This window comes from Sphaerisporangium sp. NBC_01403 (assembly GCF_045040145.1).
Taxonomy (GTDB): domain Bacteria; phylum Actinomycetota; class Actinomycetes; order Streptosporangiales; family Streptosporangiaceae; genus Sphaerisporangium; species Sphaerisporangium viridialbum.
This window is the reverse complement of the sequence record NZ_CP109534.1, coordinates 5,248,502-5,272,234: the sequence shown is the minus strand read 5'-3', so window position 1 is coordinate 5,272,234 and position 23,733 is coordinate 5,248,502. Positions and strand designations below refer to the sequence as shown.

Annotated in this window: 22 protein-coding genes, 1 tRNA gene and 1 pseudogene; 9 read left to right on the top strand and 15 right to left on the bottom strand. The window is 70.6% G+C overall.

Annotated features, from left to right (window positions below; translation table 11 throughout):
• Positions 1 to 34: 34 nt before the first annotated feature.
• Complete coding sequence (locus OG589_RS23695) at positions 35 to 1,147, bottom strand: zinc-dependent alcohol dehydrogenase family protein (protein WP_405139588.1); 1,113 nt, start codon at positions 1,145 to 1,147, stop codon at positions 35 to 37.
• 83 nt (positions 1,148 to 1,230) lie between these two features.
• A complete protein-coding gene (locus tag OG589_RS23690) occupies positions 1,231 to 2,505 on the bottom strand; it encodes an MFS transporter (protein WP_405139586.1) in 1,275 nt (424 codons plus the stop codon).
• Positions 2,506 to 2,684: 179 nt separating this feature from the next.
• Here OG589_RS23690 and OG589_RS23685 point away from each other — a divergent pair, with 179 nt between their 5' ends.
• On the top strand, positions 2,685 to 3,221 hold the full coding sequence (locus tag OG589_RS23685; RefSeq protein ID WP_405139584.1) for a DUF2243 domain-containing protein: 537 nt from the start codon (positions 2,685 to 2,687) through the stop codon (positions 3,219 to 3,221).
• A gap of 2 nt (positions 3,222 to 3,223) precedes the next feature.
• Complete coding sequence (locus OG589_RS23680; RefSeq protein ID WP_405139582.1) at positions 3,224 to 4,009, top strand: cytochrome c oxidase assembly protein; 786 nt, start codon at positions 3,224 to 3,226, stop codon at positions 4,007 to 4,009.
• A gap of 14 nt (positions 4,010 to 4,023) precedes the next feature.
• On the opposite strand, the gene OG589_RS23675 is transcribed toward OG589_RS23680, so the two are convergent.
• The 4 genes from OG589_RS23675 to OG589_RS23660 all read right to left on the bottom strand — a co-directional run bounded on the left by OG589_RS23675 (position 4,024) and on the right by OG589_RS23660 (position 6,530).
• Positions 4,024 to 4,551 carry a hypothetical protein gene (locus OG589_RS23675; protein ID WP_405139580.1) on the bottom strand — a complete coding sequence of 176 codons (528 nt, stop codon included), beginning with the start codon at positions 4,549 to 4,551 and terminating at the stop codon, positions 4,024 to 4,026.
• Positions 4,551 to 4,790, bottom strand: a complete 240-nt coding sequence (locus tag OG589_RS23670) for a helix-turn-helix transcriptional regulator (RefSeq protein WP_405139578.1) — start codon at positions 4,788 to 4,790, stop codon at positions 4,551 to 4,553. Before OG589_RS23670 ends, OG589_RS23675 begins: the two co-directional genes overlap by 1 nt.
• A 61-nt stretch (positions 4,791 to 4,851) precedes the next feature.
• Positions 4,852 to 5,688, bottom strand: coding sequence for an ABC transporter permease (locus tag OG589_RS23665; protein WP_405139576.1), 837 nt, complete (start codon positions 5,686 to 5,688; stop codon positions 4,852 to 4,854).
• On the bottom strand, positions 5,685 to 6,530 hold the full coding sequence (locus OG589_RS23660; RefSeq protein ID WP_405139574.1) for an ABC transporter ATP-binding protein: 846 nt from the start codon (positions 6,528 to 6,530) through the stop codon (positions 5,685 to 5,687). Before OG589_RS23660 ends, OG589_RS23665 begins: the two co-directional genes overlap by 4 nt.
• 148 nt (positions 6,531 to 6,678) lie before the next feature.
• On the opposite strand from OG589_RS23660, the pseudogene OG589_RS23655 reads away from it, so the two are divergent.
• Positions 6,679 to 6,996 (top strand): annotated as a pseudogene (locus OG589_RS23655) (catalase-related domain-containing protein); the annotation flags it as partial.
• A gap of 29 nt (positions 6,997 to 7,025) precedes the next feature.
• On the opposite strand, the gene OG589_RS23650 reads toward OG589_RS23655, so the two are convergent.
• On the bottom strand, positions 7,026 to 7,544 hold the full coding sequence (locus tag OG589_RS23650) for an Lrp/AsnC family transcriptional regulator (protein ID WP_405139572.1): 519 nt from the start codon (positions 7,542 to 7,544) through the stop codon (positions 7,026 to 7,028).
• A gap of 155 nt (positions 7,545 to 7,699) precedes the next feature.
• Between OG589_RS23650 and OG589_RS23645 the strand changes: the two genes are divergently transcribed.
• The 4 genes from OG589_RS23645 to OG589_RS23630 all read left to right on the top strand — a co-directional run bounded on the left by OG589_RS23645 (position 7,700) and on the right by OG589_RS23630 (position 14,189).
• Positions 7,700 to 10,063, top strand: a complete 2,364-nt coding sequence (locus tag OG589_RS23645; protein WP_405139570.1) for a transketolase-like TK C-terminal-containing protein — start codon at positions 7,700 to 7,702, stop codon at positions 10,061 to 10,063.
• Positions 10,064 to 10,106: 43 nt separating this feature from the next.
• Positions 10,107 to 10,532: a PH domain-containing protein gene (locus OG589_RS23640; protein WP_405139568.1), complete on the top strand. Its 426-nt coding sequence runs from the start codon at positions 10,107 to 10,109 to the stop codon at positions 10,530 to 10,532.
• Positions 10,533 to 10,655: 123 nt separating this feature from the next.
• The gene (locus tag OG589_RS23635; protein ID WP_405139566.1) at positions 10,656 to 13,313 is read left to right on the top strand and encodes a glycoside hydrolase family 3 N-terminal domain-containing protein; all 2,658 of its coding nucleotides are present in this window, start codon (positions 10,656 to 10,658) and stop codon (positions 13,311 to 13,313) included.
• Positions 13,314 to 13,787: 474 nt separating this feature from the next.
• On the top strand, positions 13,788 to 14,189 hold the full coding sequence (locus OG589_RS23630; RefSeq protein WP_405139564.1) for a hypothetical protein: 402 nt from the start codon (positions 13,788 to 13,790) through the stop codon (positions 14,187 to 14,189).
• A 39-nt stretch (positions 14,190 to 14,228) separates the two neighbouring features.
• Here OG589_RS23630 and OG589_RS23625 read toward each other — a convergent pair whose 3' ends face one another.
• The 3 genes from OG589_RS23625 to OG589_RS23615 form a co-directional block, all read right to left on the bottom strand.
• On the bottom strand, positions 14,229 to 14,702 hold the full coding sequence (locus tag OG589_RS23625; RefSeq protein ID WP_405139562.1) for a transposase: 474 nt from the start codon (positions 14,700 to 14,702) through the stop codon (positions 14,229 to 14,231).
• Between the two features lie 86 nt (positions 14,703 to 14,788).
• A complete protein-coding gene (locus tag OG589_RS23620) occupies positions 14,789 to 15,631 on the bottom strand; it encodes an alpha/beta fold hydrolase (protein ID WP_405139560.1) in 843 nt (280 codons plus the stop codon).
• Between the two features lie 22 nt (positions 15,632 to 15,653).
• Positions 15,654 to 15,726 (bottom strand) — tRNA-Ile (locus OG589_RS23615).
• A gap of 81 nt (positions 15,727 to 15,807) precedes the next feature.
• Between OG589_RS23615 and OG589_RS23610 the strand changes: the two genes are divergently transcribed.
• Entirely contained in the window at positions 15,808 to 16,074 is a 267-nt protein-coding gene (locus OG589_RS23610) for a putative glycoside hydrolase (protein WP_405139558.1), read from the top strand.
• Between the two features lie 72 nt (positions 16,075 to 16,146).
• On the opposite strand, the gene OG589_RS23605 is transcribed toward OG589_RS23610, so the two are convergent.
• Positions 16,147 to 17,052 carry a LysR family transcriptional regulator gene (locus OG589_RS23605; protein ID WP_405139556.1) on the bottom strand — a complete coding sequence of 302 codons (906 nt, stop codon included), beginning with the start codon at positions 17,050 to 17,052 and terminating at the stop codon, positions 16,147 to 16,149.
• A 122-nt stretch (positions 17,053 to 17,174) separates the two neighbouring features.
• Between OG589_RS23605 and OG589_RS23600 the strand changes: the two genes are divergently transcribed.
• Positions 17,175 to 17,534, top strand: a complete 360-nt coding sequence (locus OG589_RS23600) for a YybH family protein (RefSeq protein WP_405139554.1) — start codon at positions 17,175 to 17,177, stop codon at positions 17,532 to 17,534.
• A 34-nt stretch (positions 17,535 to 17,568) separates the two neighbouring features.
• On the opposite strand, the gene OG589_RS23595 is transcribed toward OG589_RS23600, so the two are convergent.
• The 4 genes from OG589_RS23595 to OG589_RS23580 all read right to left on the bottom strand — a co-directional run bounded on the left by OG589_RS23595 (position 17,569) and on the right by OG589_RS23580 (position 23,701).
• Positions 17,569 to 17,976, bottom strand: coding sequence for a RidA family protein (locus tag OG589_RS23595; protein WP_405139552.1), 408 nt, complete (start codon positions 17,974 to 17,976; stop codon positions 17,569 to 17,571).
• A 105-nt stretch (positions 17,977 to 18,081) separates the two neighbouring features.
• A complete protein-coding gene (locus OG589_RS23590; protein WP_405139550.1) occupies positions 18,082 to 18,507 on the bottom strand; it encodes a hypothetical protein in 426 nt (141 codons plus the stop codon).
• Positions 18,508 to 18,680: 173 nt separating this feature from the next.
• Positions 18,681 to 19,652, bottom strand: a complete 972-nt coding sequence (locus OG589_RS23585; RefSeq protein WP_405152107.1) for an ArsR/SmtB family transcription factor — start codon at positions 19,650 to 19,652, stop codon at positions 18,681 to 18,683.
• Between the two features lie 506 nt (positions 19,653 to 20,158).
• Positions 20,159 to 23,701 (bottom strand): discoidin domain-containing protein, encoded by a 3,543-nt coding sequence (locus OG589_RS23580; RefSeq protein WP_405139548.1) that lies wholly within the window; start codon positions 23,699 to 23,701, stop codon positions 20,159 to 20,161.
• Positions 23,702 to 23,733 lie beyond the last annotated feature (32 nt).

The following is a 23,733-nucleotide window of genomic DNA, read 5'->3' as shown; positions in this document are numbered from 1 at the left end:
CGCGGCGCTCTCCCGATCGGGCGCCTACGGGCGCCTACGGAAGGCCGGGGAGGATCATCGTCACTCCGGGGGTGCCCATGGTCCCCATGGCGGCCAGGGCGTCCGGGGTCTCGCCGAGGCCGATCGTGCGGGTGACGAGCCGCTCCGGCCGCAGCGCCCCATCGGCGATCATCGCCAGCATGGGCGGGTACGCGTGCGCGGCCATGCCGTGGCTGCCGAGGATCTCCAGCTCCAGCCCGATGACCCGGTCCATGGGGACGGCCGGGTGCCCGGCCGCCCGGGGGAGCAGGCCGATCTGTACGTGCCGTCCGCGCCGCCGCAGGCTCTCGATGGCGGCGCCGCAGGTGGCGGCGCTGCCGAGCGCGTCGACCGTGAGGTGGGCGCCCCCGCCGGTGACTTCCCTGACGCGCTCCGCCGGGTCCGCCGTCCCGGCCGGCCTGGTGCCCCCGCCGTGGGGAGCGGTCGTGCCCGGTGCGGCCGTACCCGGAGAGCTCTCCGTGAGCACGGTCTCCGCGGCTCCGAAGTCCGCCGCCAGTTCGAGCGCGGCGGGGGAGACGTCGACGGCGACCACCCGGGCGCCGCACGCGGCGGCGATCATCACGGCCGACAGCCCGACGCCGCCGCACCCGTACACCGCCACCCACTCGCCGGCCGCCGCCCGCCCCTGGGAGACGACCGCGCGGAACGCGGTGGAGAAGCGGCACCCGAGTCCGGCGGCGGTCGGGAAGGGCATGGAGCCGGGCAGGCGCACTAGGTTGACGTCGGCGTGCTCGATGGCGACGTACTCGGCGAACGAACCCCAGTGCGTGAATCCGGGCTGGGTCTGGCTCTCGCAGACCTGCGCGTCGCCGGCCGCGCATGCCGGGCACCGCCCGCAGGCGCAGATGAACGGGGTGGTGACGCGATCGCCGGGACGCCACCTGGTCACATCGCCGCCGACCGCCTCGACGACACCGGCCAGCTCATGCCCCGGCACATGCGGAAATTTCCGGATATCGGGGTCGTGACCCATCCAGCCGTGCCAGTCGCTACGGCACAGCCCGGAAGCCTCCACCCGGATCACGGCGCCCGCGCGCGGCGGCTCGGGGTCGGCCACGTCGCGGACCTCCGGCTGCCTGCCGAACCCGTCGTACAGCACCGCGCGCACCGGCTTCTCCGTCCACCCGACTCCGCCACAGAACAGGATGATTGTCTCCTATCGGACACACGGCAGCGGACCGGGCCGAACGCTCAGGCCGCCTCGCCCGCGAGCGTCTCCGGGCGCGGGCGGCGGATAGGGGTGAGCAGCCCGGCCATCGCGATCAGCAGGCACGCGACGCCGATGACCAGGCACGTGGCCGTGACGCCGTAGTGCGCCGCGCCGGCGGTCAGCACGGCCGCGCCGACCGGGCCGAGCGCCGAGTGCAGGGTCCAGAACGCCGAGGTGACCCGGCCGAGCAGGTGGTCGGGCGTCACCTCCTGCCGCAGGGACATGGAACAGATGCCGGCCACGCCCGTACAGAACAGCAGGATCGTCGCCAGCGCCGCGACCACCGGCACACCCGTGGCGAGCCCGACGCCCGCGACGGCCACGCCGGCGACCGCGTACGCGCCGATCCAGCAGAGCCCGAAGCCCAGAAGCCTGCGCGCCGGGGCGACCACCACGGCGGCGCCGAGGGTGCCCACGGTGGCGAACGCCAGCACGTACCCCACGCTGCCGTCCGGCTGCGCGAGGTCGTGCTTGAGGTAGTAGACAAGGATGTCCGGCAGCCCGAAGGTGAGGAACGTCAGCATCGACAGCAGCACGGTGAGAGACCGCAGCACCGGGTGCCCCCACAGGAAGCGGGCGCCGGCCGCGAACTCCCGCAAGGCCGCCCGCCGCCCGGAGACCCCCTCGGCCTCCAGAGCGCTGTCCGCACTGGTGGACGGAGAAGCGGCGGCGGGGCGCAGGCGGAGCAGGGAGATGCCGAGCGCCGACAGGGCGAAGCTTCCCGCGTCGATGGCTATCGCCGCCGCCGGTCCCCACAGGCCCGACAGCACGCCCGCGAGCATCGGCCCCCCGACGCTCGCCACGGCGTACGTGCCGTACAGGTGGCCGTTGGCCTTGGTGATCTGGCCGGGCGCCACCAGGCGCGGCACGACCGCGACGTACGCGACCTGGAACAGCATCGAGAAGGCGCCCGCGAGCGGCACGACGACGTACAGCAGCCACGTCTGCGGGGAGAACAACCAGGCGAGCGGTATCACCGCGTAGAGCAGGCACCGCGCGACGTCGCACACCATCAGCAGCGCGCGGCGGTCGACCCGGTCGGTGACGACCCCGGCGAAGACCCCCGTGACGGTGGAGGCGGCGCCGGCGAGCGCGGTGACCACGCCCATCTGGACGACCGAGCCCGTCACGTGCAGAACGAGCAGCGGGAGCGCGACGTAGGAGATCGAGTCGCCGACGCTGGAGAGGGTCTGCGCCGTCATGAAGACGACGAAGTCGCGGTTCCTCCACAGGGACGGAGCGCTCTGCCCGGTCATCTGCCCCCTCGGTGTCGGCTGTGCCGACCTTCTCGCGGGGCCGGGCGGCGGCGCAAGGCCGTTCGCGTTCAGGTGCGATCACGCTCCGCGCAAGCAGATGATCAAGCCTGGCTTACCCGCCGCCCCGCCTGGGGAGGTGACGGACTGGTGATCCATACGGAACCGGCCAGAAGGGAACCATGATGGCGATCAGGTCGGCCGGCGAGCGGGATGTCATGCTGCCGGGCATCGTCCTCGGGCTGGGGCTGGGCGGGTTCGTCGACGGCATCCTGCTGCACCAGGTGCTCCAGTGGCACCACATGCTCAGCAGCACCGACAGCGACCACATCGGCGTGCGGTACTACTCAACCCACACGGTCAGCGGGCTGGAGATGAACACCATGTGGGACGGCTTCTTCCACGTGTTCACCTGGCTGGCGGTGCTCATCGGCCTCGGTCTGCTGTACTCGCGCGTCATCCACTCGCGCGGCAGGATCTGGACGTCGCGCGTGCTGTGGGGGTGGGGCCTGGTCGGGTGGGGGCTGTTCAACCTCGTCGAGGGCACCGTGGACCACCACATCCTGGCCATCCACCACGTACGCACCGACGCCTACCAGACGTGGTGGGACATCGGGTTCCTCGTCCTGGGCGCCCTGCTGGTCGCGGGCGGCTGGCTGTTGCAGCGAGGCGGAACGGTCCTCGACCTGTGCCGCGCCGATTCCGCACAGGAGTCCTGACCGTGCACGCGCACGAGGCGCACGGCCAGGGAGCCGCGTTCGCCGTCCTCGCCGTCCTGCTCGCCGCCTGCTACGCGGCGCTCGCGGCCCGGCGGCGCGGGGAGGCCAGGGGCTGGAGCCACTGGCGGACGGCGAGCTTCGTCGCGGGCGCCACGCTCCTGCTGCTGGGGTCGCTGCCCCCGGTCGCCTCGCTCGCCGGGCATGACTTCCGGGGGCACATGCTCCAGCATCTCCTCATCGGGATGCTGGCGCCGCTCGGCCTGGTGCTCGGCGCCCCGGTGACGCTGGCGCTGCGATCGGCCTCCCCCCGCCACCGGCGCGCCATCGCGGCGGTGCTGAGAAGCCGGGCCCTCCACCTCGCCGCGGGCCCGTGGACCGCGCTGGCGCTCAACGTGGGCGGTCTCGCGGTGCTGTACCTGACCCCGCTGTACCGGATGACGGCCGGGCACCCGATGCTCCATCACCTGGTCCACGCGCACTTCCTGCTCGCGGGCTGCCTGTTCGCCTGGGTCGTCGCGGGGCCCGACCCCGCGCCGCGCCGCCCCTCGGTGCCGCGCCGGCTGGTGGTGCTGGGCGTGGCGGTCGCGGTGCACGCCACGCTGTCCCAGCTCATGTACGCCGGGCTCCTCGTCGATGTGCCGGTGCCCGCCGCCCAGCTGCGGGGCGGTGCCGAGATCATGTACTACGGAGGGGACGTCGCCGAGCTGCTGCTGGCCTTCGCGATGGTCAGCACCTGGCGCCCGGCCAGGCGCGGGCGCCTGACGTCTCCGCCCGCCTACGCCTCCTGAGCCCCGCCGCTCGATCAGGCCTCGTCGTCGTCCGGGGGCGGGTCAGGCAGGCGCCAGCCGGCGACGAGGTGCGGCATGATCATGTGGGTCGTCCAGGCGGCCATCAGGAACATGAAGAGCGCCGCCGTGGGGATGCGCAGGACGTGGTCGCCGTCGTCCATCAGGAGGAACGACACCACGAGGGAGATGCCGAGCATCCACGAGGTGCCCCGGTGGGCCAGGGCGTAGACGCGGCGCCGCTCGGTGAGCTGCCGCTCGTCCAGCCTGCCGTCGGCCATGCCCACCACGCCCCCGGAGGCCACGGCGAGCACCGCGAAGACCCACAGGTAGATCATCAGGCCCGCGCCCATCAGCGCGAAGGTGGTCCACATCGCCGTGTCGCTCGGCGCCAGGAACCAGCAGACGATCGAGCTGGTCCAGAGCGTCGCGAGCGCCACCCCGCCGAGGACCACCGTGCCGCGGCGGCCCCGGCGGGTGCCGTACCAGAAGAACCGCATGCCGCGCCGGGCGTCCTCGATGCGCTTCTGGTCGAGCTCGGCCATCACTTCATCACCTCACTGCCAAGCCGGGGGAACGGCTTGAGGGAGAACACGACTTCCATCGGCACCGAGAAGTACTCGGCGATGCGCATGGCGAGGAACAGGCTCGGGCTGTACTCGCCCCGCTCCAGGTATCCGATGGTCTGGTAGTGGACACCCAGCGCGGCGGCCAGATCCTTGCGCGAGACCCCGCGCTCCACCCTGAGCATCGAGATGCGGTTGTACACCTCTTCACCGGACATCGCATCAGTCTCTCAGCTCGGGGCGCGAGGCCGCCCGCGTCCCGCCGTCCCCACGCACGGCTCAGGAGCCCTGCGCGACCGGGCGCCGTTCCGCCAGCCGGGAGCCGGACTCGCGGCGCGTGGCCCGCCTGACCAGCACGGGAGCGACCAGCATGCCGGCCACGGCCCAGAGCGCCAGCACGCCCGCCACCTGCGGGAGCCGCCAGCTCCCGCCGATCTCGACGGCCAGCATGGAGTCGGGCAGCATGGCCGCGCGCAGGCCGAGCCCCTGCCAGTAGAGCGGGAAGGCCTGGGCGATCCCCTGGACGATGCCGGGCATGAAGGTCATCGGGAGCATGACGCCCGAGGTGAGCATCAGGCCCATCATGGGCAGGCCCAGGATGCCCGCGGCGGTCTTCGGCCCGGGGAGCACGCTGCCGATCGCGGCGCCCAGCGGCACCACCGCGACGGTGCCCAGCAGGAGGACCCACGCGAGGGTCACCCAGTCGCGCGGTGGCGCGACTCCGCCCACGAGCAGGCCGGTGGCGAGGATCAGCACGGTCTGCACGACGATCTGGCAGACCAGCGTGACCGCGCGGCCCACCAGGTAGGCGGGAATGCCGCCGGGGATGGTGCGGAGCCGCAGCAGCGTGCCGTCCTCCCTGTCGGTGGTGAGCGCCATCGGGAGCGTCATGAGCGCCGAGCTGAAGACGCCGAAGGCCAGGAACCCGGCCGTCATGAACGTGGCGGCGGTCATGGTCGTGCCCTTGACCGGCGTGTCACCGATCCAAAGGAGCAGCAGGGCGAACATCCCGACGGTGCCGGCCAGGTTCGTGAGCACCTCCTTGCGGTCCTTGAGCAGGTGGGTGTGCTCGGCCCAGCCGCGGCGCACCCCGATGCGCAGGCTTCTCGTGTTCATGCCGCCCTCCCGATCAGGTTCAGGTAGCTCTCCTCCAGGGACGGGCGCCGGATCGCCAGCCCCGGCACCGGCCCGTCGAACCGCCGGTGCAACTCCCACGCCGCGTTCGAGGGGTCGGAGGTGGTCAGAACCCGCTCCCGGCCGTCCTCCAGCCAGCGCACCTGCGACTGCGCCTGTACGGTCTCCGCCAGCTCGCCAGGCGTGCCGCAGACGGCGACCCTGCCCTCGACCAGGATCGCGGTGCGGTGGGCGAGCTTCTCGGCCTCCGCCAGGTCGTGGGTGGTGAGCAGCACGGTCATGCCCTCGTCGGCCGCCAGCTTCTCGATGAGCCGGTGGAATTCCAGGCGCGCCTCCGGGTCGAAGCCGGTCGTCGGCTCGTCCAGGAACAGCAGCTCGGGTCGGCCCACGATGCCGAGCGCGACGTCCAACCGGCGCCGCTGTCCACCCGACAGGAGCCCCACGCGCTGCCCGGCCTGGCCGGTGAGGCCGACCGCGCCCAGCAGCTCGTCGGGATCACGCGGGTCGTCGTGGAACTCCGCCACGTGGGCGAGGAACTGGCGGGTGCCCCACTTGGGGTGGTCCCGCCAGGACTGGAGGACGACGCCGATCTTGGACCGCCAGGCCTCCGTGCCTCTGCCGGGATCGGCTCCCAGCACCCGGACCTCTCCCGCCGACCGGCTCCTGAAGCCCTCCAGGATCTCGATCGTCGTCGTCTTGCCCGCCCCGTTCGGGCCGAGCAGCGTGAAGATCTCGCCCCGTGCGATGTCGAGGTCGACCCCGCGCAACACCTCGGTCGCGCCGTACTTCATGCGCAGCCCACGCACCATCACTGCAGTACTCATGCCGTTGAATGTAGTACGTGTACTACATATCGTCTAGCCAGTACGATCGGCCGGCAGCGGGTTCGGCGCTGTGATGGCCGGCACCACACCCGTTCTTGACAGAAGCGCGAGCTTCAGTGGTGACGAAAGCGGACAGGGGCTTACGACCCAGCGCTACCTGCTCATGGAGGAGTGGGAGCGCGACGACCTGGTGCTGAACTTCACCACCATGATCGCCGAGTGCGACCGCGCGGTGCAGGAGCGGATGGTCTGGCACTTCCTCATGGTCGAGGACGACCTCGGGCTCCGGGTGGGCGCGGGTCTCGGCATCGACCCCGAGGACGTCGCGCACCTTCCGCCGCTGGCGGGCCAGGAGCTGACCGAGGAGGACGAGAAGCGGCTGTCCAGCCTCGGCAAGAACGGCCCTCGCGACGTGACGGGTCTGAAGATGACCCACTGCGTCCCCAACGAGAGGTTCGTGCCCTAGCTCCCACCCGGCGTCCCGGCCGAGGCGGCTTACGTGCGCGTGGCCGGGGCGTTCGTCCGGCCCTCGTCGCCCGAGGCGGTGCGGCGCAGCAGGGGCGTGACCCGGTGGGGCACCATGGTGCGCATCGCCAGGGCGGTGGTGGTGCGTTCCACGCCCGGGGTGGCGAGGATGCGGCCGGCGACCCGGTAGAGGTCGTCGGCGTCCCTGGCGGCGACCCTCACCAGCAGGTCGGCGTCCCCGCCGCTGATGCCGAGGACCTCGATGACCTCGGGGATGCCGGCGAGCCCCTCCGACACCGCCGCGAGCCCGTGCTGGTCGACCCGCACGGTGATGTACGCGGTCAGGCGGTATCCGAGGATCTCGGGATCGAGGCTCCGCTCGAAGGCCGCGAGCACCCCGCGCTCCTCCAGCTTGGCGAGCCTGGCCTGCACCGTGTTGCGCGACAGGCCCACCTGCTCCGCCAGCGCGAGCACGGTGGCCCGCGGGCTCTCGATGAGTGCGAGGAGCAGCCGTGCGTCGACCCGGTCGAGAGTTCCCGAGCTGCGCATACTGCCTCACCTTCCTGGGGTCACCCCTACAAAACCGTGCATGAAGCTTACTTAACCGAGACGCTCTTGCGCATACCCGCTGTTGCTGGTCAGCATGGCTCAGCAAAGTGCTCAACGGAGCGACGGCTGACGTCTGCTGGAGAGGCAAGTATGCGATGAACCACCTGGACCTCGTGGCCTCCTCCGCTCCGGCCGCCGCGACCGACGACCTCGACGTCCTGCGCGAGATCGAGCAGCGGGTGCTCTGGCTGTCGACCGCGATGATCGACCACGCCAACCGTGTGCGCCCGAACCCGACCGGGCTCAAGGTCGGCGGGCACCAGGCGTCGAGCGCGTCGATCGTCTCGATCATGACATCGCTGTGGTTCGAGTGTCTCACCGCCGACGACCGCGTGTCGGTGAAGCCCCACGCGTCGCCGGTGCTGCACGCCGTCAACCACCTGCTGGGCGAGCTCGACGCGTCGTACCTCACCACGCTGCGCCAGTTCGGCGGCCTGCAGAGCTACCCGAGCCGCACCAAGGACCCCGACCCGGCCGACTACTCGACCGGCTCGGTGGGCATCGGGGCCACCGCGCCGATCTGGGGCGCGCTGGCCCGACGCTACGTCGAGACGCACTTCGGCGGGGCGGGCACCGGACGGCAGTACTCGCTGCTCGGCGACGCCGAGCTCGACGAGGGCGCCTGCTGGGAGGCGATCCTCGACCCCCAGGTGGCGGAGCTGGGCGAGGTCGTGTGGATCGTCGACTTCAACCGCCAGTCCCTCGACCGGGTGGTGCCCAACATGGGCGGCACCCGCCTGCAGGGCATGTTCGCCGCGGCCGGCTGGCAGGTCCTCACGGTGAAGTACGGCCGGCTTCTTGAGGAGCTGTTCGCGCGGCCGGGCGGCGAGGCGTTGCGCGCGCGGATCGACGGCATGTCGAACCCCGAGTACCAGCGGCTGCTCCGCTGCGACGCCACCGAGCTGCGGGCCCGCCTCACCGGCACGTACGCGTCCCTTCCCGGCGCGGACCCCGGGATCATCGCCGGGCTGCTCGCCGGCGTCGACGACGCGGCGCTGCACGCCGCCGTCCGCAACCTCGGGGGGCACGACCTGCCGGCCCTCCGCCAGGCGTTCGCGTCCATCGACGACACCCGCCCGACCGTGATCTTCGCGTACACGGTGAAGGGATACGGGCTGGCCACAGAGGGACACCCCCAGAACCACTCCTCCCTGCTGACCGTGGACCAGCTGCACGCGCTCGCCGCGCGGGTCGGCGCCGACCCCGCGCGGCCGTGGACGCCGTTCCCCGAGGGCAGCCGCGCCGCGCTGCGCTGCGCGGAGACCGCCTGGCGGCTGCGCAGGACGCCGCCCCCGCCGCAGGACGTGCCCGAGGTTCCCGAGGACTTCGGGCGCACGCCGCACGGCACCGCGACCACGCAGGCGGCGCTCGGGCGCACGCTGTTCGACCTCAACCGCCAGGCTCCCGCCGCCGGCGCCCGGGTGGTCACCGTCAGCCCGGACGTCAGCTCCAGCACCAACCTCGGCGGCTGGCTCAACAAGGTCGGGGTCTGGGCCACCGACGAGCGCAGGAACTGGTTCGACGACGACGCCGAGACCATCCTGCACTGGCGCGAGCGCCCCACCGGCCGGCACATCGAGCTGGGGATCGCCGAGACCAACCTCGTGGGGCTGCTGGGCGAGCTCGGGGCCACCTGGTCCCGCTGGGGGCAGCCGCTCCTGCCGATCGGCGTGGTGTACGACCCGTTCGTGGAGCGCGCGCTCGAACCCTGGTCCTTCGGCATCTACGCCGGCGGGCAGTCCATCCTGGTGGGCACGCCGTCCGGGGTCAGCCTCGGCCCCGAGGGCGGCGCGCACCAGTCCATCAAGACGCCCTCGATCGGCATCGAGCAGCCCGGCTGCACCGCCTACGAGCCGGCGTTCGCGCTCGACCTGGAGTGGTGCCTGCTGGCGTCCCTCGCGCGGCTCGGCAGGCCGGGCGGGCGGTCGGCCTACCTGCGCCTGTCCACCCGGCCCGTGGACCAGGCCCTCGCGAACGTCCCCGCCGACCCCGCCGCCCGGGAGCTGCGGCGGCGCCAGGTCGTCGCCGGGGCCTACCCGCTCAGGCGCCACGAGCGGCCCTCGGTCACCATCGCGGCGATGGGGGCGGTCGTGACCGAGGCGCTCGCCGCCGCGGCCCGCCTCGGCGAGCTGGGCGTCGGCGCGGACGTCGTCTGCCTGACGAGCCCCGGCCTGGTCTTCGAGGGCATGCGGAGCCGAGGCGGCCACGGTGACGCGCCCACGTGGATCCTGGACAGCGTCTTCCCCGCGCGGCGCGCGACCCCGATCGTCACCGTCGCCGACGGCCACCCCCACACGCTGGCCTTCCTCGCGGGCGTCCACCAGGTGCCGGGCACGCACCTCGGGGTCTCGGAGTTCGGCCAGTCGGGAGGCCTCGACGACGTGTACCGCCACCACGGGCTCGACACCGACAGCATCGTCGCCGCGTGCCTGGACCTCGTCGACTCAGGCCCGGACTGAGGACGGGTGCGCCGACGGGCCGTGTGAGCGATAGCGTGCGGGTATGACGGGCATATCCCGGCAGGCGCGCCAGTGGCGGGTCCGGCGCGAGTTCACCGCCGCCAAGTCGGCGGCGGCCGTCGCGTTCGGCGTCGTCGCGGCGGTCGTCTCCGGTGACACGCGGGGCATGCTTCTCTGCTCGGCCGCCGCCGTGCTGTTCGGCGGGTTCGCCGCCCGCGACCTCATCGCCCCCGTACGGCTCGCCGCCGACACCGACGGGGTGACGGTGGTGACCGGGCTCGCTCGCCGCGAGCGCGTGTTCTGGTCGGAGGTGGCGCACATCCGGGTGGCGCGGAACGCCCGGTACGGCCTGCGGTGGGAGCTGCTGGAGATCGAGACCGCGGAGACGCTGCACCTGTTCTCCTCCCACGAGCTGGGAACGTCGTGCATCGACGCGGCCGACGAGCTCTTCCGGCTCAGGGCGGGCTGAGCCCGCCAATCCGGGAGAGCGCTCTATTGAGGTATTGACTCAGGGCTCGCACAGGGTCAAGATCTGCGAAGTGCGGCTGCGGGGGGCCGCGCGACCCTCCTCGTGCCTCGAGAACGGACGCTCATGACCACACCCCCTGTCCGATCAGGCCCTCGCCGCGCCGCTCTGGCGGTGATGGCCGGCCTGGCGATCCTGGCCACGGGCACCACCGGCATCCCGAGCGCGGGCGCCGACACCGCGAAGGGCGGCGGGCAGCCGGTGATCGGGAAGCCCGCCACGGACCACGGCTGCGCCCGCATCGAGAAGACCCTGCCCACGCTCGCCGACTGGCCGAAGGTCAAGAGCGAGATCAAGCAGAACCCCGCCGACGAGAAGCGGGTGGCGAAGATCCTCTCCGGCATGACGCTGGCCGAGAAGATCGGGCAGATGACCCAGCCGGAGATCTCCGCCGTCACCCCGGCCGAGGTCGCCCAGTACGGCATCGGCTCGGTGCTCAACGGCGGCGGCTCCTGGCCCGGCGGCGACAAGCACGCCACGCCGAAGGCCTGGCTCGACCTCGCCGACGCCTACTGGCAGGCGTCCGTGGGCACGCGCACGAAGATCCCGGTCATCTGGGGCATCGACGCCGTCCACGGCAACAACAACGTCTACGGCGCGACGCTCTTCCCGCACAACATCGGCCTCGGCGCCGCCCACGACCCCTGCCTCGTCCGCGACATCGGGGCCGCGACCGCCACGCAGATCCACGCCACCGGCCAGGACTGGGCCTTCGCGCCCACGCTCGCCGTCGTGCGCGACGACCGGTGGGGCCGCACGTACGAGGGCTTCTCCGAGGACCCCCGCATCACCCGGGCCTACGGGTACGAGGCCGTCAGGGGCCTGCAGGGCGGGAACTCGGGGGGCATCGGCGACAAGGGCGTCATCGCGACCGCCAAGCACTACATCGGTGACGGCGGCACCCTCAAGGGCACCGACCAGGGGGTCAACCCCTCCTCCGAGGCCGAGATGATCAACATTCACGGCCAGGGCTACTACGGCGCGCTAGCGGCCGGCGCCCAGACCGTGATGGCGTCGTTCAACAGCTGGACGAACGCCGACCTCGGCATCAACGAGGGCAAGATGCACGGCAGCAAGCGCGCGCTCACCGACATCCTCAAGCAGAAGATGGGCTTCGACGGCGTCGTGGTCTCCGACTGGAACGGCATCGGGCAGGTCGCCGGATGCACGAACTCCAGCTGCGCGCGGGCGATCAACGCGGGCATCGACGTCGTGATGGTGCCGAACGACTGGAAGGCGTTCATCGCCAACACCATCGCGCAGGTGCAGGCAGGCGAGATCCCGATGGCGCGCGTCGACGACGCGGTGACGCGCATCCTGCGGGTGAAGCTGCGCGCCGGGGTGTTCGACGCGCGCAAGCCGTCCGCCCGTCACAAGGCCGGATCGGCCGGCGCGCTCCAGGCCAGGGAGCTCGCCCGCAAGGCCGTGCGCGAGTCGCAGGTGCTGCTCAAGAACAACGGCAGGGTGCTGCCGCTGGCCCCGCGCTCCAAGGTGCTCGTGGTCGGCAAGAGCGCGGACAGCATGCAGAACCAGACCGGCGGGTGGACCCTCACCTGGCAGGGCACCGGCAACACCAACGCCGACTTCCCCAACGGCACGACGATCCTCGGCGGGCTGCGCGAGGCGCTCGGCGCCTCCAATGTCACCTTCAGCGAGACCGCCGACGGCGTCGACCCCGCCGCGTACGACGCGGTCATCGCCGTCATCGGCGAGACGCCGTACGCCGAGGGGGTCGGCGACCTCGGACGCCGCACGCTGGAGGCGGCCAAGCTCTACCCCGCCGACCTCGCGGTGCTGGACAAGGTGCGCGGCAAGGGCGCGCCCGTGGTCACCGTGTACGTCACCGGCCGCCCGCTCTACGTCAACAAGGAGCTCAACCGCTCGGACGCGTTCGTCGTGGCGTGGCTGCCAGGCACGGAGGGCGGCGGCGTCGCCGACCAGCTCGTACGGACCTCCCGCTGGAGCGAGGGATACACCGGCAAGCTGTCGTACTCCTGGCCGAAGAGCGCGTGCCAGACCCCGCTCAACCCCGGCGGCGAGGGCTACGACCCGCTGTTCCCGCTCGGCTACGGCCTGCGCTACGGCCAGACCGGGTCGGTCGGCACGCTGGACGAGACCTCGCAGGACACGGCCTGCGGCTCGACGGGCGGCGGCGGCACCGCCACCGAAGATCTAGAGCTCTTCAACCGCACGGACGTCGCGCCGTACAAGAGCTTCATCGGCTCCCCCGAGAACTGGGGCGGCACCGAGATCGGCGTCGACGGCACCGCCGCGCACGCCGAGATCAGCGTCGTGCCCTCGGACGTCAACGTGCAGGCGGACGGCCTCAAGGCGACCTGGAACGGCGGGCCCGCGCAGATCTACATGCAGGACCCGGCGGGCGGCAGCGACCTGCGCGGCTACCTCAACGCCGACGCCGCGCTGGTCTTCGACACGATCGTCCACCAGCCCCCGGCGGCCAGGACGGTGATCAGCGCGCACTGCGTGTACCCGTGCTTCGCGGAGGTGGTGGCGACCTCGCTGTTCCAGAACCTGCCGGCCGGGAGCAAGGCCACCGTCAAGATCCCGGTGTCCTGCTTCGCCCCGAACCTGGACTTCGAGAACGTCAACACGCCGTTCCTCGTCTATACCGAAGGCGCCTTCTCCGCCTCCTTCGCCAACGTCCGCTGGGCTCCGAACGCCGCCAAGGATCCCGACGCCCTTAAGTGCTCCGACCTGACATGAACGGGCTTGCCATAGGCGGACCGGGATAGGCCGTTCCGCAGAGGGCCACGAAAAGGGCATGCCCTTTCCGTGGCCCTCTCCGCGTCGGCGGGGCGATGAGAAAGGGTTTTCACTATCCGCGCGGAGGGATCACCATCGGAGGCGTTACGCTCACCGGCCCCAGGCTGAAGCAGCTCAGCCCGGAATTCCGGAGGCATGAGGCGCAGCATATGCGACAGTTCAACTTCTACTACGACGCAACAGGATTCTGGCCGACCTTCCTGGTTTATTATCTTCTTACCCAGCCCCCAGGTGACCCCTGTGACAACATCTACGAGCGACAGGCTGAACGCGAAGGTGACACCGGCTATGGTTGTTAGCTCCGGCGCGACCACAAAAATCCGCTTCCTTCTGATGTGGTCCCTGCGTAAGTCGACGGTCCTGGTAATCTGCATGCTCTCTCTAGTGGCTTGCGTTCCGCTGCCTGGAGACCCGATGCCGAGGCCGGTGGGAGTCGGTCGTACCGCTGAAGGTCAGATCCAGATTTTTGTCGCTCTTTGCCCCGGCGAACAACTGGCGTCTTTTGAGGTGGCAGATAACGCGACGTTGCGGCCTGTTTGGAAGGTATCTCACCCAATCGGCGCGATGAGTCGAGGCGGGTGGGTATCCCTCGGTGAATCAGATGGGTTCGAAGTGCTCGACATTTCGTTGCCGGCGGATGTGCCTCAGAACATTGCCGCGACGGCTCGATTGGCGAACGGTCACAGGTTCGGCTCCGCCTTCGTGCGTGATGAAATACCGCAGGATATGGCCAATACTGGTCGCGTGCTGAACCCGGAGGGGAAAGAAGTCGCGGAAAATGAGTTTCTCCGGGAGGTCCGTGACGAATACTGTTGATTCCTCCGGACTTGGACTCAGAGTAGAGGAACATCCGCGTCAGATCGTGGCTAAGGACCTGAGCGGATAGGCGTCACGCGGGCTCCATCGGTCGCGCCAGTCGATGAGCCGACCGACGATGAGGACCGTCGTGGCGAGGCAGAGCGCGGCGTGGCGGTGCCGGGCTCGGCGGTCGGTGTTGCGGCGAAGCCGGCCGTAGTTCGACCACCACGTGTTGGTCGCTTCGACGATCCATCGCAGTTCGAGACGGAGCGGTTGCTTCTTCACGCCGGGGACCTTGGTTCCTCGCAGTTGGATCTCGAACTGGTCGATCCCGGCGGCGCGGAGACGATCTCGGACCGCACCGGAGTCATAGCCCCGGTCGAGGTGCAGGATATCGGCGAGCAGGCCAGCGTCGGCGAGCGCATCGAGGGTGGGTTCGAGCATGCGCACGTCGTTGCGGTTGGCGCCGTCGATCGCCCAGCCGACCGGGATGCCGTGACGCTCCGACGCGACGGACCACTTCCAGCCCAACTTGGCTCGACGGTGGTGCGCGGCGGTGAGCGATCGATCGGCGGGGCGCTCGTCAACCCGCGACCCGGTTGCGCTCGCCGGGGAGTCTACCCGAGCGCGAGCATCGCCTCGGCGACCTCACCGGCCGCCGCATCGGGGATCGCAATGGCGGCCTCCTCGAGGACGAGCAGCCGCGCCCCGGGGATCTCGCGCGCGATCGCCTCGCCGTTGCCGACGGGGAAGAACGGGTCGCGGCGGCCGTGGACGACGAGCGTGGGGACCTCGATCTCGGCCAGGCGCTCGCGCCAGCGGGGTTTGCAGTCGAGCTTGGAGAACACCATGCCCATCTGGTTGGCCATCTGGACCGGGGGTGCGGTGCCGGGCGTGCGGTCCCAGATGCGCGCGGCGATCGCGCGCGCGGCGACGGGGTCGTCGCCGAGGATCTCCGCGCCGGCGGCGGCGAACTCCGCCACCGCCTCGCGGTCGGTCCAGTCGGGCATCGGATGCGCGAACAGCCGGCTCATCGTCGCCTGGTCATGGTCGGGGAGGTCATCGTCGGGCGGGCCGGGCGCGACCGCGCGGGTGCCGGCCAGGGTGAGCGCCGAGAACGCGCCCGGATGGTCGAGCGCGGCCACCTGGGCGACCATCCCGCCGACGCCGATCCCCGCGAGGTGCGCGGGCCCGCCGCCGAGCGCGCCGGCAAGGGCCGCTGCGTCGGCGGCGAGGTCGCGCAGGGTGTAGGCGGGCGCCTCCGGGTCCGCCGTCGTCGACTCGCCGCTATCGCGCAGGTCGTAGCGCACCACGCGGCGCCCGCCGGCGGCGAGGCGCTCGCAGAGCGCGTCGGGCCAGGAGAGCATCGTCGTCCCGCCCGCGAGCAGGACCAGTGGTGCGTCGTCGTCACCGAAGGACTCGATGCCCAGAGCGACCTCATTGGCGTTGACGGTGGTCATCGGATCACTGTAACCGGAGCCATGGGCCGGGCTGGATTCGCACCATCGACCTACGGATTATGAGTCCGCTGCTCTAACCGCTGACCTACCGGCCCGACGGCGGCAAGGCGACGTCCTTGAGGGATCGGTTTGGTGGGCAGCAACCCGGCATCAAAACCGGGCCACCCCGACGACCGGTGGATGGTCTCCTTCAGCGCCTATCCGCGCGAGTCCTAAGCTGGCGTCGGCCCTGGTCCCCCGAGAACTGGGGCGGCACCGAGATCGGCGTCGACGGCACCGCCGCGCACGCCGAGATCAGCGTCGTGCCCTCGGACGTCAACGTGCAGGCGGACGGCCTCAAGGCGACCTGGAACGGTGGGCCCGCGCAGATCTACATGCAGGACCCGGCGGGCGGCAGCGACCTGCGCGGCTCCGAACGCCGCCAAGGATCCCGACGCCCTTAAGTGCTCCGACCTCACCTAGCCCCTGTGACCGCCCCGGCGAGGAGACGGCCTCCTCGCCGGGGCGGCGCCCGTTCACGGCTCGCCGTCCGCCCGCAGGTCGGCCAGGACCTTGCGGGCGTGGGCGATCAGGGCGCGGGCCGCGGGGCCGGCCGGGCCCTCGGCCCGCCACGCGAGGGCGACGCGCCCGCGCAGGCTGGGACGGACGAGGGTCAGGGTGCGCAGCTCCCCGTCGTAGGAGGCGGGGAGGGACTCGGGGACGATGGCGACGCCGAGGCCCCGCCCGGCGAGCTGGGCGAGCATGCGCGGGTCGCTGGCCTCGAAGGCGACGCGCGGCCGGAAGCCCGCCGAGGCGCAGGCGTCGTCGACGATGGATCGCAGGCCCGTGCCCCGGGGCAGGCTGATGAGCGACCGCTCCCGCAGGGCGTCGAGGGGCACGGTCTCCCGCCCGGCCAGCGCGTCGCCGGGACCCACCACCACGACGAACCGCTCGTCCACGAAGGCCTGGATCTCGATGCCCGGGGGCCGGTCGACCCCGAGACCCACCAGCGCCAGGTCGAGCTCCCCGGAGTGCAGAGCCTCGATCAGATGGTCGGAGTCGGCCTCGGAGAGGGTGATCTCGACCCCGGGATGGTCCTCGTGGAACTCCGCCAGCAGAGCCGGCACGTCCACGGACGAGCACGAGATCACCATGCCCATGGCGACGTGCCCGCGCGTCAGCCCGGTGAGCTCGTCGACGGCCAGCCGCGCGCCGGCCACCGCCCCGAGCGCGGCCCGGGCGTACGGGAGCACGGCCGCGCCCGCCGCCGTGAGGCGCACCGTGCGCCCCGAGCGGTCGAGCAGCTCCTCGCCGAGCTCACGCTCCAGCCGGCGGATCTGGGCGCTCACGCCGGGCTGGGCGACGTGCACCCTGGCCGCCGCCTTGGTGAAGCTCGCCTCCTCCACCACCGCCACGAAGTACTCAAGCTGCCGCAGCTCCATAACGCCTGATTATAGCGATCAGCGAATCCAGCTCTTGGACTTCTGACCGGTGCCGGCGCGACGATGGACACGACGCCGGGCCGGGAGATCACGGCCCGGATCTCTCATAAGGAGAATCGACGATGACCGATGGACGTGCAGGGGCGAGGGAGCCCGAGGACCTGGCGCGGCTCTTCGTGGAGCGGGCGAAAGCCGGCGACGCCGAAGGGCTGGCGGCGCTGTACGAGCCCGACGCCGTACTGGGGTTCCCGCCAGGGCAGGTGACGGCCGGCCGCGAGGCGATCCGCGAGGTGTGCGAGCGGCTGGTCGCGCAGGCCCCCGAGTTCAAGCTGGAGGAGGCGCTGCCCACGCTGCGCAACGGCGACCTGGCCCTCACCTCGACACGACCGTCCGACGGCACGGGCGGCAGGGTGCAGGTCGTGCGCCGCCAGCCCGACGGCACGTGGCTGAGGGTCATCGACCGGCCCGAGATCCGCGACTGAACACTCCCTCATCGGGGCACGGGCACCCCCGCTGCTACTCAGCGGCCGGTACGGCGGCCACGGCCTCGATCTCGATGAGGATGCCGGGTCTGAACAGGCCCGCGACCTGCACGAGCGAGCTGGTCGGCGGCCGTTCGAGGTTGAGGAACTCGTCGCGTACGGCCCGGACGGTGGCCAGGGCGGAGGTGTCCACCACGAAGATCGTGAGCTTGAACACGTCGTCCCAGGTGGCGCCGCCGGCTTCCAGCGCGGCGCCGACGTTCTCCATGACCAGGCGCGTCTGGGCCTCCCAGTCGCCCTCGGCCGCGACGGCGCCGTCCGCGGCGATCGGGACCTGGCCGGAGGTCCATACGAGCCGGCTGCCCGGAGGGACGCTGGCGACGTGGCTGTACCCGTTGGTCGGGGGCAATGTCGGTGGAGTGCTGAACTCGACGCCTGTCATGCCCAGCATGATCCCACCGCCGGCCGGGTTGCCGGCGGTGGGGGCGGCGGCGCGACCCGGTGCCCCGGTTACCCGGTCACGCCCACCGGGGGAAGTCATGCCAGGTCAGGCGGTGAAGGTCGGCACCTTGGTCCAGGTGCTTCCGGACTTGATCTCGTACCCCGACTTGCCGTAGCGAGGGTCGCCGGCGCTACACAGAGCGGTGGTGGTGGCCCCCTTCGAGGAGATCGACGCCCCGTACCTGTAATAGGTCCCGTACGGGAAGCCGTTGCAATGGACGTATGCGCGGATGGTGGAGCCGCAACCGTTCTCGAGCAGCTTGACTCTCACCCCGAGCAGCATTCCAGTGAGGTCGGACTGGCTGACGGCGGTCGTCGAGGTGGAGAAAGTGCACCCCGGATCCCGCAGAGCCGACGAAGAAGCCGCGTGTGCCGCGGTCGCGAACGAGAAGGTGCCGGCCACCGTGGTGGCGAAGAGCACGGCCATTGACCTGTTGCGGACCTTGATTGCGAGGGAATTCGTGCCGAACATGTGTCGATAACGCCTTTCGTCTTTCCTGCGGCCGTTATTCGTGATTTCCGGCCGGATCAGAGCCGGTGGCTTCAGGAATGACGATAAGATCCGGGAATCGCGGTCACAATGCCTTTCGGTCCTGCCCGAAAGGGCCTGTTCGACGCCGTTCCCCGGGGCGAGAGGCGTGTTTCTCAGGTGGTGAGCGAATCGCTGCGCAGCAGGGTCGACCCCAGCGGTGTCAGCGTGTGCAGGACGGCGCCGCCCATCCGGACGGTCGAGACGAGCCCGGCGTTGCGCAGCACGGCGGCGTGCTGGCTGGCCGAGGCGAGGGAGACGCCGACCCGTTCGGCCACGGACGTGGTGGTGGCCGGGTCGCGAAGCGCGGCGAGGACGGCGGCCCGCGTACGGCCGAGCAGGGGCCCGAGGGTGTCGGCCGCCGAGACCGGCTGCTCGCCTCGGTAGATCGGATACGCGAGGACGGTCGGCCCGTCCGGCTGTTCCATCAGCAGGGGCCCGAGAATGAAGTACGACGGCACCAGCACCAGCCCGCGCCCGCCCAGATCGACGTCCCACGCGCCGGGGAACGGGATGCGCAGCACCGGCGGCTGCCAGTGCCACTGGGGGTCGAGGGTGGCGAGGAGCGCGTCCACCCCGCCTCTGAGCAGGGTCTCGGCGCGGAGCGCGCGGTCGGCGAGGCCGTCGGCCTGGATCCGCGGCCATCGCGACGCCACAGACGAGTCGAAGTACCTGCGCAGGTCCCTCGCGAGGGTCTGCCGCGCGCGGGGGGCGTCGGAGGCGAGCTCGAAGGACCAGCGGCCGGCTTCCCGGTGGGCGGCGAGCGTACTCAGGTCGGCGGAGATCTGCGCGATGGGCGCCCGCGTGGCGAGCTCGATGCCCTCGGCGAGGTCGCCTGTGGACGGCTGGAGCAGGAAGTCGGGCAGGTAGTCATGTGGGGGGATCAGGTCAAGGAGCACGCCCGCCCGCGCCCGCAGGCCGCGGCCCACCTCGCGCTCCCAGCCGTTCAGGCCGAACCTGTGCCGGGGCCCGACGGTCGCCGGCAGCCGCAACCGGTGCACGCTCACGACGATCTCCCACAGCGGGATGGGGCCCGGGGCCAGCGTGATCTGACGCAGGTCGGCAGGGGTGAAGTGGAGGCGCATCACAGAGATCAATTCTCGCTGGTTCCCTCCCTTTTCGGGCGCCGCAAACTGGCTCGGAACGAAGAATCCGGCCTCCCCAGGTCTCGCCGGGACTCCCGAGGTCCGCCGCCGAGCACGGTGGTGACGCCGGGTGGCGACATGATGACGACGCCCGGACCTCGTGATGTTCAAGTAGCGCCCGATCACCACTTCGCCGGCCACGAAGCGAATCCGATCCAGCCGGGCTGCCTGTCCGTCAGGGCGTGGCGCATGTCGATCACTTCGGAGAGTTGGCGTCCCGGGCTCCCGCCATGCGAGTAGGACACGTTCTTGGGTGGGCGGCACTTGGTGCCGTCGTCGATTGGGTGACGGGTGGGCTATCGGCAGAAGGCCCCACAGCATGCCGTATCCGTACTTTCACTTCCCTACGGAACGCGGAAGTGCCGCCGGAGAGTGGCCTCCGGCGGCACTTCGTCTGCGGGGCGGCTTCCGGGGACTCGCTCCCCCGGAAGCCGGTGAACCGGTTCCTGCTAGTTGCGGACGATGGTGAAGGTCGACGTCGTGTTCTTGATGTCCACGGCGTTGTTGCTGAGGACGAGGTTGTTGAAGGTGGCCGTGCCGACCGCCGGGCCCTGGCCCGGCTCCGGCAGTTCGTTCACCCAGATGCCGAACCCGGACTTGGCGTCGAACGCGTCACCGCTCTTCTTGGCGCCCGTGATCGAGACGTTGGTGAAGATGGTGTCCTTGACCGGGAACTGCGGCTGGCCGCCGACGTAGTTCGTCTGGAACATGATGCCGCTGTAGGTCGGGTCCACGATGTCCACGTTGTTCACGCGGATGCCCTGGAAGACCTTGGAGGCGGAGAAGATCCAGATTCCGGGGAAGGTCTGCGATCCCCAGAAGTGACCACCCGCACGCACGATCGAGATGTTGTCGAACGTGGTGGGCGGGGAGGCGCCGAAGCCGTTCATCGGGTAGCCGAAGTCCAGCGAGCTGATCGTGATGCCCGAGTAGGTCAGCGTGTCGGCGATGTAGATGTTCCTGAAGGTGTTCGCGTACCCGCCGTAGACCGCCACACCGGCGGCACGCCAGGGGAGGATCGCCGTCAGGTTCTCGTACACGTTGTTCTTCTCGTCGGCTCCGCCCGCGTCGATGGCCGAGAACAGCGCGAAGCTGTCGTCGCCCGTCGTGCGCGCCTCGTTGTTGCTGACGAGGTTGTCCGTGCTGCCGTTCGTCATGTTGATGCCGTCGGCGAACGTGTCACGGATGCGGGAGTTCTTGATCGTGATGAAGTCGGTGTTCGCGCCCCAGTACATGCAGACCATGTGCTCGACCCAGATGTTGTCGATCACCATGTTGGCGACGTTGGAGAAGTCGAACACCTTGCCAGGACCGTCGATACGCGAGGTGTAGTTCCCGAAGTAGGAGAAGCCCGAGAACGTCGACCCGTTGGCGGTCGAGTCGGCACGGAAGCCGACGTCGGTGTTGTCCTGGGTGGTCGGCGCGAAGAAGCGCGTGTACCAGGGGCCGGCGCCGACGACCTTGATGCCCTTGCCGTAGACCTGGAACTTGTTGGCCGTCTGGTAGTCGCCCGGGGGCAGGTAGACGCCGACGAGGTTGGTGTCCTGGCGTGCCTTGTCGAGCGCGTTCTGCACGTCCTGGTGGGCGAAGCCCGTCGGCACCGCGTACTTCGCGGGGTCGGGGTTCGGGATCACCGACACCTGCTCGGTGTTGATGAAGTCGATCGCGTAGTTGCTGGTGTTGGCCGCGTCCTTCTGGAGCCTGATCTTGCTGCCCGCCGGGACCGTGGTCCCGAGCATGACGTTGGCCTCGTCGTAGATGTGACGCGGGCCGGATCCGGGCGAGTTGGAGGGGCTGGTCTCGTTGCCGTACAGCCAGGCGTACTTGGACGTCAGGTTGATGGGCTTGAGGAAGGTGCCGTTGACGTAGATGTTCAGCGTCGAGTTGATGCCGCCGCCGCCCGCCGCGTCCGGGATGGAGAACCGGGTGACGAGGGTGTTCGTGCTGGCCTTGGTGGTGAACTCGACGTAGGCGCCGTTGGAGTTCAGCGTGACGGCCTTGCGGCCGGACGCCTCGCCGGCGAGGTCGCCGATGTCGCGGTTCGGGCCGACCACGGCCGCGCCGCCGCCGATGACGCCGTCCTCAGCCTCGTAGCTGTCGTAGGGCATGTTCGCGCCGCGGCCGACGAAGAACGGCTGGGTGACGGTGTTGTTGCCCTGCTTGACCGGCAGTTCGTTGGCGTCGTTGGCGATCACCGTCTTGACGGTGTACTTGCCGTTGGCGGCCGTCCAGGTGCCGAGGTTGACCGGGCTGGTGGTCGCACCGGGGGCGATCGCGCCGGTGTAGGAGCCGGTCAGCGTCTTGACGACGGTGCCGGCGTCGTTGGCGACGGTCAGGGTGATGGCGTGGGCGCCACCCGCGGAGGCCACGGTGCCCTGGTTCTTGATCGCCACGGAGAAGGTGACGTTGTTGCCCGCCGCCGGGTTGCTGGGCGACCAGGAGGTGCCCGGCACGAGGTCGGAGGTGTCGACCGGCTTGACGACCAGCGAGGACGGGCTGGTGTAGCTGTTGTTGGTCTCGTCCTGCTCGACCACGCTGTTGGCCTCGTCGACCTTGGCGCTGAGCGGGTAGGTGCCCGCGTCACGCGCTCCGATGTTCGCCGAGACGGTGCTGGTGGCTCCGGCCGCCAGCGCGCCGACGGCGGCGGTGCCGACCTTCGTGGTGCCGAGGTAGAAGTTGACGTTCGTCGCGCCCGAGGCGGCGGTGCCGATGTTCTTGACCGTGGCCGACAGCGTGATGGCGTCGGTCTCGATCGGGGCGGCCGGGGCCGACGACATGCCGGTGATCGTCAGATCGGGGTTCGGGGCCGCGGTGCCGATGACCTGGAACTCCGCGGCCTGGCCGGCGGGGGCGCCGGAGTTGCTGGTGTACTTGAGCTGGACGTCGGCGACCCTGCCGCTGACCGGGATGCTCACGGAGTTCCCGGAGGCGGGGTTGAAGGTGTAGACCGTCGCCGAGGACAGGTTGCTGAACGTCGTCGCGCTCTGCTCACGCCCGAGCACCTGGATGGTCTGCGTGCGGGTGCCCCACGAGCTGTCGGGGTTGAGCTTCACCACGACCGAGTTGACGTCGGCGTTGGCGCCGAGCTGCACCGTGAGGGTGTTGGGGTAGGCCCCGCCGTTGCCCTCCCAGTACGTCGCCACGTTGTTGTCGTTGGCGTTGGTGGGCACGAAGGTGAAGACGGAGCCCGAGGCGGTGATCGGCTTGCCGACGGCGAGGTTCGAGCCGCCGGTGCCGCTGCCGTTGCGCGTGACGGTGTTGCTGTTCGCCGACTCCTTGCCCGAGGCGTCCTTGGCCCTGACGAAGTAGGACACCGTCGCGGTGTCGGGCTGGCTGTCCGTGTAGGTCAGGACGTTGCCGGCCACGCTGCCGCGCAGGTTGTTGTTGGCGTAGATGTCGTAGCCCGTGACGCCCACGTCGTCGGTGGAGGCGCCCCACGTCAGCTTGATCTGGCCGGAGCCGGGCTGGGTGTACGCCAGGTTCGTCGGCGCGGTCGGCGCGGTGATGTCGCCGCCGGAGACCGGGCCGTACACCTCGAACTCCGAGATCTGGCCGGCCGGCCATCCGGTGTTACCGGTGATGTTCAGCCGGACGTACCGGGCGCTCGCGGCGGTGAAGTTGATCGTCACCGTGTTGTTGGCCGACGGGTCGAAGACGCGCCCGGCGGAGGCGGAGAGGTCGGAGAAGGAGGTCCCGTTCGTGCTTCCCTGCACCGCCAGGGTTTCGGTCCTCGCGCCCCAGTTCGCGGTGGGGAGCTTCAGGATGACCTGGTTGACGCTGACGGACGACCCGAGGTCCACCTGCAGCCACTGCGGGAAGGCGTTGTTGTTGCTCTCCCAGTAGGTGGCCTGGTTTCCGTCGTTGACGTTGTTGGCGGTGTAGGGGTTGTTGGAGCTGCTGGCCGAGACGACCTTCCCCGATGCCAGGTTGGGGCCCGCTGCCGAGGCCGGGAGGACCGGCCCCGCCAACACGAGCAGGCTGGTCGCGACCAAGCCTGCGACCAGCCTTAACGCTGGGTACTTCA